This window comes from Pseudomonas indica NBRC 103045, from assembly GCF_002091635.1.
Classification (GTDB): Bacteria; Pseudomonadota; Gammaproteobacteria; order Pseudomonadales; family Pseudomonadaceae; genus Pseudomonas_M; species Pseudomonas_M indica.
Genome location: NZ_BDAC01000015.1, coordinates 58,699 through 71,679, shown reverse-complemented (window position 1 = coordinate 71,679; position 12,981 = coordinate 58,699). Strand labels below are relative to the sequence as shown.

General features: G+C 61.0%; 11 protein-coding genes. All 11 read left to right on the top strand.

Annotated features, from left to right (window positions below; genetic code table 11):
- Positions 1-60: 60 nt before the first annotated feature.
- The 11 genes from PIN01S_RS17940 to PIN01S_RS17890 all read left to right on the top strand — a co-directional run bounded on the left by PIN01S_RS17940 (position 61) and on the right by PIN01S_RS17890 (position 12,960).
- Positions 61-1,086, top strand: coding sequence for an aspartate-semialdehyde dehydrogenase (locus PIN01S_RS17940; RefSeq protein ID WP_084337474.1), 1,026 nt, complete (start codon positions 61-63; stop codon positions 1,084-1,086).
- A gap of 135 nt (positions 1,087-1,221) precedes the next feature.
- Positions 1,222-4,086: a motility hub landmark protein FimV gene (locus tag PIN01S_RS17935; protein WP_084337472.1), complete on the top strand. Its 2,865-nt coding sequence runs from the start codon at positions 1,222-1,224 to the stop codon at positions 4,084-4,086.
- 3 nt (positions 4,087-4,089) lie between these two features.
- Complete coding sequence (gene truA, locus PIN01S_RS17930; RefSeq protein WP_084337470.1) at positions 4,090-4,947, top strand: tRNA pseudouridine(38-40) synthase TruA; 858 nt, start codon at positions 4,090-4,092, stop codon at positions 4,945-4,947.
- A 53-nt stretch (positions 4,948-5,000) separates the two neighbouring features.
- Positions 5,001-5,624: a phosphoribosylanthranilate isomerase gene (locus PIN01S_RS17925; protein WP_084337468.1), complete on the top strand. Its 624-nt coding sequence runs from the start codon at positions 5,001-5,003 to the stop codon at positions 5,622-5,624.
- A 335-nt stretch (positions 5,625-5,959) separates the two neighbouring features.
- The gene (accD, locus tag PIN01S_RS17920) at positions 5,960-6,844 is read left to right on the top strand and encodes an acetyl-CoA carboxylase, carboxyltransferase subunit beta (protein WP_084337466.1); all 885 of its coding nucleotides are present in this window, start codon (positions 5,960-5,962) and stop codon (positions 6,842-6,844) included.
- Positions 6,841-8,118: a bifunctional tetrahydrofolate synthase/dihydrofolate synthase gene (folC, locus tag PIN01S_RS17915; protein WP_084337464.1), complete on the top strand. Its 1,278-nt coding sequence runs from the start codon at positions 6,841-6,843 to the stop codon at positions 8,116-8,118. Before accD ends, folC begins: the two co-directional genes overlap by 4 nt.
- 12 nt (positions 8,119-8,130) lie before the next feature.
- The gene (locus PIN01S_RS17910) at positions 8,131-8,760 is read left to right on the top strand and encodes an SPOR domain-containing protein (protein WP_084337462.1); all 630 of its coding nucleotides are present in this window, start codon (positions 8,131-8,133) and stop codon (positions 8,758-8,760) included.
- 67 nt (positions 8,761-8,827) lie between these two features.
- Positions 8,828-9,340, top strand: coding sequence for a CvpA family protein (locus PIN01S_RS17905; protein ID WP_084337460.1), 513 nt, complete (start codon positions 8,828-8,830; stop codon positions 9,338-9,340).
- A 77-nt stretch (positions 9,341-9,417) separates the two neighbouring features.
- Positions 9,418-10,923 (top strand): amidophosphoribosyltransferase, encoded by a 1,506-nt coding sequence (purF, locus tag PIN01S_RS17900; RefSeq protein ID WP_084337458.1) that lies wholly within the window; start codon positions 9,418-9,420, stop codon positions 10,921-10,923.
- A 49-nt stretch (positions 10,924-10,972) separates the two neighbouring features.
- Complete coding sequence (locus PIN01S_RS17895) at positions 10,973-12,184, top strand: O-succinylhomoserine sulfhydrylase (protein WP_084337456.1); 1,212 nt, start codon at positions 10,973-10,975, stop codon at positions 12,182-12,184.
- Positions 12,181-12,960, top strand: coding sequence for an SDR family oxidoreductase (locus tag PIN01S_RS17890; protein WP_084337454.1), 780 nt, complete (start codon positions 12,181-12,183; stop codon positions 12,958-12,960). Before PIN01S_RS17895 ends, PIN01S_RS17890 begins: the two co-directional genes overlap by 4 nt.
- Positions 12,961-12,981: the final 21 nt, after the last annotated feature.

Here is a 12,981-nt window from a genome sequence, read left to right as displayed (position 1 = left end):
TTTCGCTGCCGCCCTTTCCTCTATAAAGTGCCTCTCCGTTTTATCTCTCAGAGGCAGACCATGAGCCAGTCCTTCGATATTGCCGTGATCGGCGCCACCGGCACTGTCGGCGAAGCCCTCGTTCAGCTCCTCGAAGAGCGCGATTTCCCGGTTTCCACCTTGCACCTGCTCGCCAGTGGCGACTCCGCAGGCCAATCCGTGCCCTTCAGGGGTAAGAACCTGCGCGTGCGTGCCCTCGACGGGTTCGATTTTTCCCAGGTTCGTCTGGCCTTCTTCGCGGGTAGCCCGGCCGTTACACGAGAGTACGCCTCGCGTGCTTCTGAGGCGGGCTGCTCTTTCATCGATCTGTCCGGTGCCTTATCGCTCGACGATGCGATCCGGGTGGTACCGGAAGTCAATGCCGACGTCCTGGCGGGGCTCAAAGCGCCGTATCGTCTGACCAGCCCTTGCGCTCCTGTGGTCGCCCTGGCAACGGCGTTGGCTCCGTTGCACCCTTTGCTCGATCTGCGCCAGGTCTGTGCCATGGCTTGTCTGTCGGTTTCCACCTTGGGGCGTGAGGGGGTAAATGAACTTGCGCGTCAGACGGCCGAATTGTTGAATGCCCGCCCGCTGGAGCCGCGCTTCTTCGATCGGCAGGCTGCCTTCAATCTATTGGCTCAGGTGGGTGAAGTGGATTCGGAAGGCCATGCGCTTCTTGAAAAACGCATGGTGTCCGAGTTGAAGCAGATGTTTCGAATTTCTGCGCTGGACGTTTCGGCTACTTGCGTGCAGGCTCCGGTCTTCTTCGGCGATAGCTTGAGTGTGATGCTGCGTAGCGAAAAAGTGATCGACTTGCAGGCAATCTGTGCGGCACTCGATGACGCTCAAGGCATCGAGCGGGTAGAGTCTCCGGACTATCCGACGGTGGTCGGAGATGCTGTCGGCCAGGATGTCGTCTATGTCGGAAGGCTGCGTTGCGGGCTAGGCAATCCCCATGAACTCAATTTGTGGATTGCGTCTGATAACGTACGAAAAGGCGCCGCTCTGAATGCAGTGCAGTTGGGTGAGTTATTGATAAAAGACTATCTGTCAAAGATACTTACCTGAAATTTGAAGAACTATTCTAGGTTGGCAATACTGGCTTAGCTGTTCGCTGGCGGGGAACGTCCGTGAGGATGGCAGGCGGCGACTATTAAGACCCTCTCGAATATCGAGAAAAAAGTTAAAACAAGGGATAACGCTATGGTTCGGGTTCGCAAACTGGTGCTGGCAATTGCAGCTGCTTCGGCGCTGTCCTCCGGTATGGCGCATGCGCTGGGGCTAGGGGAAGTGACCCTGCAGTCCGCGCTGAACCAGCCATTGGTCGCGGAAATCGAGTTGTTGGAAGTTCGGGATCTGAGCACCAATGAAGTGATTCCCAACCTGGCCTCTCCTGAGGAATTCAACAAGGCTGGTGTCGATCGCCAGTATTTCCTGACCGACCTCAAATTCACGCCGGTGCTTAAGCCGAACGGCAAGAGCGTTATCCGGGTGACCTCCAGCAAACCGGTTCGCGAGCCCTACCTGAATTTCCTGGTCGAAGTGCTCTGGCCGAACGGTCGTCTTCTGCGCGAATACACACTGTTGCTGGACCCGCCGCTGTACGCACCGTCGACACCAGCCGTCGCTCCGCAATTGCCGGTTGCCTCTTCTGCACCGCGTCCTGCCGCGACGCCTGCTCCGCGCCCGGCAGCACCGGCTACGCAGTCGTCCGGCGCCAGTCGTCCGGCACCTGCTTCGCTGAGTGGCAACGAATACCGGACCAGCTCCAACGACACCCTCTGGGATATCGCCCAGCGTGTACCGGGCGGTTCCGTCCACCAGGCCATGCTGGCCATCCAGGATCTCAACCCGGATGCCTTCGTTGGCGGCAATATCAACCGTCTCAAGAGCGGCCAGGTCCTTCGCTTGCCCGATGAGCAGCAGGTTCGCAGCCGTTCGCAGAGCGAGGCGATTGCGCAGGTCGCTGCGCAAAATACCGCATGGCGCGAAGGGCGAAGTGTCGTTGCGGGAACCCGGCAGCTCGATGCCACCAAGCGTGATACTGCCGGTGCTGCGCCGGCTCGGGTAGAAAGCAAGGACAGTCTGCGCTTGGTCTCGGGTGATACCGGTAAAGCAGCCGCCAAAGGTGACAAAGGTACTGGTGGCGATAGCAAGGCCCTTGCCGATAAGTTGGCGGTAACTCAGGAGAGCCTGGATTCCACGCGGCGTGAGAATGAAGAACTGAAGAGCCGGATGGAGGATCTTCAGAGCCAACTGGAAAAACTGCAGCGACTGATCCAGTTGAAGGATGACCAACTCGCGAAAATGCAAGCCGACTTGGCTAACCAGGGCAAGGCCGGGGCCGGAGGGGCGGACGAGCCCAAGCCCGAGGCGGCAGCACCTGCTTCGCCGGAGCAATCGGCTCCACCTGCGGCTGAGGCACCGGCGACTCCGCCGACCCCTGCGGCTCCTGACTACAACTACAGTGAGGAGCCGGCCGCCGAACCCGGCGCGGCTCCTCAGACCAACGTACAGCAGCCGGCCAGTGAGCCGGCTGATGCCGTTAAGCCGCCGGCATCGGCTCCCTCTGCCCAGCCGGCCAAGCCGACTCCTGCAGCCCCGGCTCCGAAGCCGGTTGTAGAAGAGCCTCAGCCCACGAGCTTCATCGATGATCTTCTGGGCAATCCTATGCTGCTCGGCATCATTGGTGGTGGCGCGTTACTGCTGCTCCTGGTCGGCTTGATGGTGTTGTCGCGGCGCAACGCCATGAAGGAGGCTGAGCTGCAGAACAGTCTTTCCCTGAATGAGGATGGCGATAATGCGTTCGATAGCGAGTCGGAGCTTCCCGAGAACAGTTTCGCGGATCTGGAAGCCGACCTCGAGCGTTCCCCGGTCGCGCAGGCTCAGCAGGAAGAGCGCGTAACGGCGCAAACCAGCGATGCGCTGGGTGAGGCTGACATTTATATCGCCTATGGTCGTTTCAATCAGGCGGCTGAGCTTCTGCAGAACGCAATCAATGACGAGCCTCATCGCAAGGACCTTCGCCTCAAGCTCATGGAGGTCTATGCGGAACTGGGCGATCGTGAAGGTTTCGCTCGTCAGGAAAACGAACTGCGCGAGATCGGCGGGGCGGGCCAGGAAGTCGAACAGCTTAAGGCCAAGTACCCAGCAATGGTCGCTCTGGCAGGCGGCATGGCCGCTGCTGCGGCGGCAGACGATTTCGACAGCTTCGATCTGGATGATCTCACGCTGGACGAGCCGGCACAGGCCGCGGCCCCCGCTACTCAGGGGAATCTGGACGATGCTTTCGATCTCAGCCTGGATGACCTTGAGGCGGACCTTGAGCGTGATCTGAAAAGCTCGGCTGCACCTGCACCGGTTTCCGATGATCTCGGTCTCGATGACCTGAGCCTGGATTCCGATCTCGACTTCGGGCTCGATACTGCGCCAGCCGCTTCGACCTCCCATGAAAGCCTCGATTTCGGCCTGGACTTTGCGGATGAGCCGGCGAGCGGAACTGCCTTGGGGCTCGGTGACGATCTGGCGGACTTCAGCCTGGACCTGGACGAGGAAAGCAAGGCCCCGGCAATCGAAGAAGATGATTTCCTGCTCTCCCTGGACGACGAGCCTGCCGTTGCCAGTGCAGGGCCGTCTGTCGAGCTGCCGACGCTGGAACTGCCGGAAGAGAAAGCGGCGAGTGAGTTCGATCTTCCTGCCGACTTCGATCTGTCAGTAGCCGATGAAGCTCCTGCCGCTGCCAAGCCGGAGGCTGATGATTTCGCGGCTCAGCTCGATGAGGTCAACGCCGAGCTCGAAGCGTTTGCCGACAGCCTCGAACCGCAGGCGGATGTTGGGGAGCCGGTTAAGCCGGCGGCCAGCACGCCGAATGTGGCCGATCTGGATGCGGATGATGATTTCGATTTCCTTGCCGGAACCGACGAAACCGCCACTAAGCTCGACTTGGCGCGCGCTTATATCGATATGGGCGATGCCGAAGGGGCTCGTGACATTCTCGACGAAGTGATTTCGGAGGGTAGCGACATCCAGCAGCAGGAAGCGCGCGAATTGCTCGCCCGTCTTGCCTGATTCATGACTGAGGTACTTCCCGCAGCGGCAGCCGAAATGGCTGCCGCTGGCGTTTCCAGGATTGCACTGGGCATCGAGTACAAGGGTGCCCGTTACCGCGGATGGCAGCGTCAGGAGGCTGGTGTTCCGTCTGTTCAGGAGGCGCTGGAACGCGCGCTATCGAAAGTGGCGGCTGAGCCGGTTTCAGTCGTTTGTGCAGGCCGAACCGATGCTGGCGTGCATGCCAGTGGCCAAGTGGTGCATTTCGACACAACCGTCGAGCGCCCATTGAAGGCGTGGGTCATGGGGGGGAATGCCAATCTCCCCCCGGATATCAGTGTGACCTGGGCCCAGCCGATGCCGAGTCACTTCCATGCGCGTTTCAAGGCATTTGCTCGGCGCTATCGGTATGTGATCTACAACGATCAGATCCGCCCGGCCCACATGGCGGAGGAGGTCACCTGGAATCATCGCCCGCTGGACGTGCAACGTGTGCGCGATGCCGCCCAGTGTCTGATTGGTACGCATGACTTCACGTCCTTCCGTGCGGTTCAGTGCCAGGCGAAGTCGCCGGTCAAGACGGTTCATCATCTGCATGTCCTGCAGCAGGGATGTTTCATCGTTCTGGATATACGCGCCAATGCTTTCCTGCATCACATGGTGCGCAATATCGCAGGGGTTCTCATGACCATCGGGGCGGGAGAGCGGCCTGTCGGGTGGGTGCGTGAGGTTCTCGATGCTCGTGATCGACGGGCTGGCGGCGTAACCGCCCATCCTTATGGGCTTTATCTCGTACAGGTGGAATATCCCGAAGAGTTCGATCTGCCGGAGCGTTACATCGGGCCACATTTCCTCTCGGGATTGCCTCTGCTGGCGGGCTGACGCATAGAAGGGCATTTGTTACCATCGAGCCTTTCTTTTGAGGTGGCAACACGTTGACAGCCGTTCGCAGCAAAATTTGTGGAATTACCCGGGTCGAGGATGCGCTGGTCGCTGCCGAGGCGGGCGCCGATGCCATTGGCTTGGTTTTCTATCCGCAAAGTCCGCGCGTGGTAACGATTCAGCAGGCCCGGGCCATTATCGCTGCGATACCTCCTTTCGTGACGACGGTAGGCTTGTTTGTCAATGCCTCCCGGCGCGAGTTGAACGAGATTCTCGATGCCGTGCCGCTGGACCTTCTGCAATTTCATGGTGACGAGTCCCCGTCGGATTGCGAAGGGTTCCATCGCCCCTTCATCAAGGCGCTGAGAGTGAAGCCTGGCGATGATATCGCTGCTGCCGTTGCGTGTTATGGAAAGGCGTCCGGCATCCTCCTCGATACCTACGTGCCCGGAGTGCCGGGGGGGACAGGTGAAGCATTCGACTGGTCTCTTGTGCCGGCCGGTTTGTCCAGGCCGGTGATTCTGGCCGGGGGGCTGACGGCCGGGAATGTCGGCGCAGCCATCGCCCAGGTCCGTCCGTATGCCGTCGATGTCAGTGGTGGGGTCGAGTCGAGTCGGGGGGTGAAGGACCCCGAGAGGATTCGTGCTTTTGTCGCGGCTGTCCGGAATTGCCGGTAGCGAAGCGTCTCAGTTTAATTTTCGCGGCGGTTTCGAGTAGCCGCGGTGGCATGTGACGGCTTTGGTTTCGCAGCCGTCCACTAGCGTGATGCCATCTCGGGCTTCGGTGGTTGTCGTTGTCGATGGTTCAACGCTGTTGGGGCATCGAGTTTTTTGGTTTCGTGCCATTGCGACCGTGCAGTCGCTCAGGTGGCCGATGTTGGCGGTAGGCGTCGCTGTGGCGAGTCGTTGCAGATTTGCCGGGCCGGCCCTGACATTGGCCGCAATCATGAATTTGCTCTGGGACGCATTCAGGAATTGTCGCGTCCGGGCGTGAAAGCTGTGGAGAAGAAAGCATGAGCAACTGGTTGGTAGACAAGCTGATCCCTTCGATCATGCGTTCCGAAGTGAAGAAAAGCTCTGTGCCGGAAGGGCTCTGGCACAAGTGCCCTTCCTGCGATGCCGTGCTTTATAAGCCGGAGCTGGAAAAGACGCTCGATGTCTGCCCGAAGTGCAACCACCACATGCGCATCGATGCACGGACCCGATTGGACATCTTTCTGGATGCCGAGGGGCGTGAGGAGCTGGGGGGGGAGCTCGAACCGGTCGACCGTCTCAAGTTTCGCGATAGCAAGAAATACAAGGATCGTCTGACTGCCGCGCAGAAGCAGACCGGCGAAAAGGATGCACTCGTGTCCATGCGCGGTACGTTGCAAGGCATGCCCGTCGTGGCTTGTGCCTTCGAGTTCAATTTCATGGGCGGTTCCATGGGGGCCATCGTAGGCGAGCGCTTCGTTCGCGCCGCCAATGTCGCTCTGGAACAGCGTTGCCCGCTGGTGTGCTTCTCTGCTTCCGGCGGTGCGCGTATGCAGGAAGCACTGATCTCTCTGATGCAGATGGCCAAGACGTCCGCCGTGCTGGCGCGACTGAGGGAGGAGGGGATTCCCTTCGTCTCGGTGCTGACCGATCCGGTCTACGGTGGCGTGTCTGCCAGTCTGGCGATGCTGGGTGACGTGATTGTCGCCGAGCCCAAGGCGCTGATCGGTTTTGCCGGTCCGCGGGTCATCGAGCAGACAGTGCGGGAGAAGCTGCCTGAGGGCTTCCAGCGCAGTGAGTTCCTGCTGGATCATGGCGCCATCGATTTGATCATTCCTCGCGCCGAGCTTCGTCCGCGCCTGGCTGCGCTGCTTGCCCAGTTCATGGGGATGCCGAGTCCGGCCCGTCTCCCGGCCACGGCATGACAGCACGTTCTCTGGCCGAATGGCTCGCTTACCTGGAGCAACTGCATCCGTCAGCCATCGATATGGGGTTGGAGCGGTCGCGTGAAGTGGCTCTCCGGCTCGGGTTGGGTAAGCCAGCGCCGCTGGTGATCACGGTGACCGGCACGAACGGCAAAGGCTCCACCTGTGCCTTTCTTGCGGCTTTGCTCAAGGAGCAGGGGTTCAAGGTCGGGGTTTACAGTTCGCCGCATCTGCTGCGCTACAACGAAAGAGTGCAGATTGATGGTTTGGAGGCAACGGATGCGGCGCTTTGCGAGGCTTTTGCCGCTGTCGAGGCGGCGCGGGGCGAAATCAGCCTGACTTACTTCGAAATGGGAACGCTGGCGGCCTTCTGGCTGTTCCAGCGTTCCGGTCTCGATGCTGCTGTGCTTGAAGTCGGTCTCGGTGGTCGGTTGGATGCGGTCAATCTGGTCGATCCCGACTTGGCGCTGGTTACCAGCATTGGCCTGGATCATGCCGAGTGGCTGGGAGACACGCGCGAGAGCGTTGCAATCGAGAAGGCAGGCATCTTCCGTGCCGGGAAGCCGGCTTTGTGTGGCGATTTCGATCCACCGACGCCGCTGCTTGAGCGGGTGTTCGAGCTGGATTCGCCGTTTTTCCTGCGTGGCCGCGATTTTGATCTGGCAATCGATGATCGTGCCTGGCACTGGCGTGGGTTGACCAAGGAAGGCGAAGTCTTGGAACTCCACGATATGCCCCTGCTCGATTTGCCGATGGAAAATGCCGCTTTGGCCTTGCAGGCCTATGCCTTGCTGGATTTGCCATGGCAATCGGAACAGATTGCCGCAGCGTTGCAGCAGGCTCGGGTGGTCGGGCGCCTGGATCGCCGTCGGATCGATTGGAGCGGTAAGCCGCTCACGCTGCTGCTCGATGTTGGGCATAATCCCCATGCTGCCGATTATCTTGCTCGGCGCTTGGCCAATCGTCCCGTCTCGGGTGTTCGCCTGGCGGTATTCGGCTTGTTGGCCGACAAGGACCTGCCAGGCGTAATCCGACCACTGCTTGGCGAGATCGCCAACTGGGCAGTGGTGCCGTTGCCGACGATGCGGACTCGTCCGGCGGCAGAGCTCGAAGCTGCCTTGCTGAACCATGGCGTGAGCGTGGCGGCTTATGGCAGTGTCGAGGCCGCATTGGAAGCTCAATGCGCAAGGGCGGCAGCGGGTGATGAGATCCTGGTGTTCGGGTCGTTTTACTGTGTGGCCGAGGCTCTCGACTGGTTGGCCCGGCGCGCTTAAGGGGAAGCGGGAATGGCTTTGCTGGATAAAGGGCTCAAGCAACGCATGGTGGGGGCCTTGGTGCTTATTGCACTGGCCGTAATTTTCCTGCCGATGCTGTTTTCTCGCGAGGATGAACTGCGTCAAGTGGCGGTAGACGCTCCCTCCATGCCGCAGATGCCGTCGCCCCCTCAAATCGAGATGGAGCAGACGGTGGTGCCTGAGCCGCAACAATTGCCGGATGAACCGATTCCGAGCGAAGTGACGCCGCCCGAATCGCAGCCCGTCGCTTCGCTTCCGAATGAGCAGACCGCCCCTGTCACGCCTGCCGAAGCGCCGAAAGAGGAGGCCACCAAGCCGGCTGCCTCGCCGACGGCCAGCGTGCCGGCGAAGGCGTCGGAAAGCCGCCTTGATGTCAATGGCCTGCCAGTCAGTTGGTCGGTCCAGTTGGCCAGCCTGTCCAATCGCGCCAGCGCTGAAAATCTGCAGAAAACGCTGCGCAGTCAGGGCTATAACGCTTATATCCGCAGTGCCGATGGCATGAACCGGGTATTCGTCGGGCCGGTGATCGAGCGCGCGGAGGCCGATCGCCTGCGCGATCAGTTGAGCCGTCAGCAGAAACTGAACGGCTTTGTCGTGCGCTTCCAGCCTGAGAAGGGGTGAGCTGCGGCTTACCCCAGACCCGGCGCTCTGCTAAAATGCAGCGCCTTTTCCGTTCGTAGGCTGCACCGTGGCATTCACCTGGGTCGATTGGGCGATCATCGCCGTCATCGCCGTTTCCAGTCTGATCAGCTTGAAGCGTGGCTTCGTCAAGGAAGCGTTGTCGCTGCTCACCTGGATCATCGCAGGCGTGATTGCCTGGATGTTCGGTGGTGCCTTGTCGCAGCATCTGAGCGAATTCATCGAAACACCTTCTGCGCGCGTGATCGCTGCATGTGCCATTCTCTTCGTCGCTACCCTGCTGGTGGGGGCGTTGGTCAATTTCCTGATCGGTGAGCTGATCCGGGTAACCGGTCTGTCCGGAACCGACCGTTTCCTGGGTATGGTTTTCGGCGCCGCCCGTGGTGGCTTGCTGGTCGTCGTGCTGGTTGGGCTGCTCAGCCTGGCGCCGGTACACCAGGACCCGTGGTGGCAGCAGTCGACGCTGCTGCCGCATTTTCTGATGGTTGCGGACTGGTCCAAGAACCTCATTCTGGGCCTTTCCAGTCAATGGATCGCCGGCGGCCTCGGCTCGCAGAGCTGAAGTCGCCGATAAAGGGCATGCAACGCTCCGGCGTCATGACCAGAATTAGCCTGAACTACTAGCAGGGGTTGCGTCACATGTGCGGCATCGTTGGTATCGTCGGTAAGTCGAACGTCAATCAGGCGCTGTATGACGCGCTTACCGTCCTTCAGCATCGCGGCCAGGACGCTGCCGGTATCGTGACCAGTCATGAGGGGCGTTTGTTCCTGCGCAAGGACAACGGCCTGGTGCGCGACGTCTTTCAGCAGCGCCACATGCAGCGTCTGGTCGGTCACATGGGCATCGGTCATGTGCGCTATCCCACCGCTGGCAGCTCCAGTTCCGCCGAGGCGCAGCCGTTCTACGTCAACTCGCCCTATGGCATCACCCTGGCACACAACGGCAATCTGACCAATGTCGAGCAGTTGTCGCGGGAGATCTACGAATCCGACCTGCGGCACGTCAACACCAACTCCGACTCCGAAGTGTTGCTCAACGTCTTTGCCCATGAGCTGGCGGTGCGGGGCAAGTTGCAGCCGACCGAGGAAGATGTGTTCGCGGCGGTTTCCGGCGTGCATGAGCGCTGCCGGGGCGGTTATGCGGTGGTGGCGATGATTACCGGCTACGGTATCGTCGGCTTCCGCGATCCGAACGCCATTCGCCCGATCGTCTTCGGCCAGCGCCACACTGACGAAGGTGTGGAGTACATGATCGCCTCGGAAAGCGTTTCCCTGGATGTGCTCGGCTTCAGCCTGATCCGCGACCTGGCGCCGGGCGAGGCTGTCTACATCACTGAAGACGGCAAGCTTTACACCCGTCAGTGCGCGAAGGCTCCGCAATATGCACCCTGTATCTTCGAGCATGTCTATCTGGCTCGCCCGGACTCCATCATGGATGGCATTTCCGTGTACAAGGCGCGCCTGCGGATGGGCGAAAAGCTGGCCGAGAAAATCCTTCGCGAGCGTCCGGAACATGACATCGACGTGATCATCCCGATTCCGGACACCAGCCGTACCTCGGCGCTGGAACTGGCCAACCGCCTGGGCGTGAAGTTCCGTGAGGGCTTCGTCAAGAACCGTTATATCGGTCGTACCTTCATCATGCCGGGGCAGGCTGCACGGAAGAAATCCGTGCGACAAAAGCTCAATGCCATCGAGCTGGAGTTCCGCGGCAAGAATGTGATGCTGGTGGATGACTCCATCGTGCGCGGCACCACCTGCAAGCAGATCATCCAGATGGCGCGTGAGGCCGGTGCGAAGAACGTTTACTTCTGTTCGGCGGCACCGGCGGTGCGTTACCCGAACGTCTATGGCATCGACATGCCCAGCGCCCACGAGTTGATCGCCCATGGGCGTACCACCGAGGAGGTCTGCGAGCTGATCGGAGCCGACTGGCTGGTCTACCAGGACCTAGAGGACCTCAAGGAAGCCGTGCAGGAAGGCAATCCGGAAGTGAAGGCGTTCGATTGCGCTGTGTTCGATGGCCAATACATCACCGGTGACGTCAACGAGGCCTACCTGAACAAGATCGAACAGGCGCGCAACGATGCGTCGAAGGCCAAGGCTCACGCAGTGAGTGCGATCATCGATCTGTACAACAACTGACCGACGGCTCCAGCGCGGTGGGCGCTGAGCCGGGTTCAAGGTGAATGACATGACGCAAGAATGGGATGCGGGACGGCTGGATAGCGATCTGGAGGGGGTGGCGTTCGATACGCTGGCGGTGCGTGCCGGCCAGCATCGCTCTCCGGAAGCAGAGCATGGCGAGCCACTGTTCTTCACCTCCAGCTATGTGTTCCGTAGCGCTGCGGATGCTGCGGCCTGTTTCGCCGGCCAGGTGCCCGGCAACGTCTACTCGCGTTATACCAACCCCACCGTGCGCGCTTTCGAAGAGCGTATCGCGGCCCTGGAAGGTGCCGAGCAGGCGGTTGCGACGGCATCCGGCATGTCCGCCATCCTCGCCGCGGTGATGAGCCTGTGTGGCGCGGGCGATCATATCCTTGTCTCGCGTAGCGTATTCGGCGCGACCGTCACGCTGTTCGAGAAGTATTTCAAGCGCTTCGGCGTGCAGGTCGATTACGTGCCCCTGGCTGATCTCGATGCCTGGCAGGCGGCGTTCAAACCCAATACGCGCCTGCTGTTCGTCGAGTCGCCGTCCAACCCGCTGGCCGAGCTGGTGGACATCGCCGCCCTGGCCGATCTGGCCCATGCCCGCGGTGCGATGCTGGTAGTGGATAACTGCTTCTGTACGCCGGTGCTGCAACAGCCGCTGGCCCTGGGCGCAGATATCGTCATCCACTCGGCGACCAAGTTTATCGACGGGCAGGGACGTTGCCTGGGCGGCGTGGTCGCCGGCAAGGCCGAACAGATGAAAGAGGTGGTTGGCTTCCTGCGTACAGCAGGGCCGACCCTCAGCCCGTTCAACGCCTGGGTTTTCCTCAAGGGCCTGGAAACCCTGCGTCTGCGCATGCTGGCCCATTGCGCCAATGCCCAGGCGCTGGCCGAGTGGCTGGAAGCCCAGGTGGGTGTGGAGAAGGTCTACTATGCGGGGCTGCCGAGCCATCCGCAGCACGAGCTGGCCAAGCGTCAGCAGAAGGGCTTCGGCGCGGTACTCGCCTTCGAGGTGAGCGGCGGCAAGGATGGCGCCTGGCGTTTCATCGATGCGACCCGGTTGGTGTCGATCACGGCGAACCTCGGTGATACCAAGACCACCATTACCCATCCCGCTACCACGACTCATGGGCGTCTCACGCCGGAAGACCGGGCTGCGGCAGGAATCAAGGATTCGCTGGTCCGCATCGCCGTGGGCCTGGAAGATGTCGCCGATCTCAAGGCCGACTTGGCGCGTGGCCTTGCCGCCTTATGATGGAGTGGTCGGGAGAGCACGCGGCTCCGACCAATGGCAAGGTTGCTCTGGTCACCGGAGCCGCGCGCGGCATCGGCTTGGGAATCGCTGCCTGGCTGATCGCGGAAGGGTGGCAGGTCGTGCTGGCCGATGTGGACCGCGAGCGCGGTTCGACGGTGACCAAAGCCTTGGGTGTCAACGCTTGGTTCGTGGCGATGGATGTGGCCCATGAGAGCCAAGTGGCGGTCGGCGTCGCCGAGGTGCTCGGACAATTCGGCCGTTTGGACGCACTGGTATGCAATGCCGCGATTGCCGAACCCTACAACCCTCCGCTGGAAAGCCTTCAGTTATCGCATTGGAACCGTGTTCTGGCGGTCAATCTGACGGGTCCCATGCTGTTGGCCAAACATGCGGCCCCCTACCTGCGCGCTCACAACGGCTCCATCGTCAACGTGGCATCGACCCGTGCACATCAGTCCGAGGCGGACAGCGAAGCCTATGCCGCCAGCAAGGGTGGGTTGCTGGCGCTGACTCATGCGTTGGCGTTGAGCCTGGGGCCGGACATTCGCGTCAACGCGGTCAGCCCCGGTTGGATCGATGCCCGCGATCCCTCTGCGCGCCATGAGGCGCCGCTGAGCGAGTCCGACCATGTTCAGCATCCGGCTGGGCGGGTCGGCAGCGTCGAGGACGTTGCCTCGCTGGTGGCATGGCTGCTGTCGGATAATGCGGGTTTCGTGACTGGCCAGGAGTTCATCGTCGACGGTGGCATGACCCGCAAGATGATCTACCGGGACTGAGCTGCCACCGCCGAATCCATA

What these genes read in the sequence shown, in the direction of transcription:
- PIN01S_RS17895 (WP_084337456.1), top strand. Translation starts at nt 10,973, where the DNA reads ATGACGCAAGAATGGGATGCGGGACGGCTGGATAGCGATCTGGAGGGG.
- accD (WP_084337466.1), top strand. Translation starts at nt 5,960, where the DNA reads ATGAGCAACTGGTTGGTAGACAAGCTGATCCCTTCGATCATGCGTTCC.
- PIN01S_RS17940 (WP_084337474.1), top strand. Translation starts at nt 61, where the DNA reads ATGAGCCAGTCCTTCGATATTGCCGTGATCGGCGCCACCGGCACTGTC.
- folC (WP_084337464.1), top strand. Translation starts at nt 6,841, where the DNA reads ATGACAGCACGTTCTCTGGCCGAATGGCTCGCTTACCTGGAGCAACTG.
- PIN01S_RS17890 (WP_084337454.1), top strand. Translation starts at nt 12,181, where the DNA reads ATGATGGAGTGGTCGGGAGAGCACGCGGCTCCGACCAATGGCAAGGTT.
- purF (WP_084337458.1), top strand. Translation starts at nt 9,418, where the DNA reads ATGTGCGGCATCGTTGGTATCGTCGGTAAGTCGAACGTCAATCAGGCG.
- PIN01S_RS17935 (WP_084337472.1), top strand. Translation starts at nt 1,222, where the DNA reads ATGGTTCGGGTTCGCAAACTGGTGCTGGCAATTGCAGCTGCTTCGGCG.
- truA (WP_084337470.1), top strand. Translation starts at nt 4,090, where the DNA reads ATGACTGAGGTACTTCCCGCAGCGGCAGCCGAAATGGCTGCCGCTGGC.
- PIN01S_RS17910 (WP_084337462.1), top strand. Translation starts at nt 8,131, where the DNA reads ATGGCTTTGCTGGATAAAGGGCTCAAGCAACGCATGGTGGGGGCCTTG.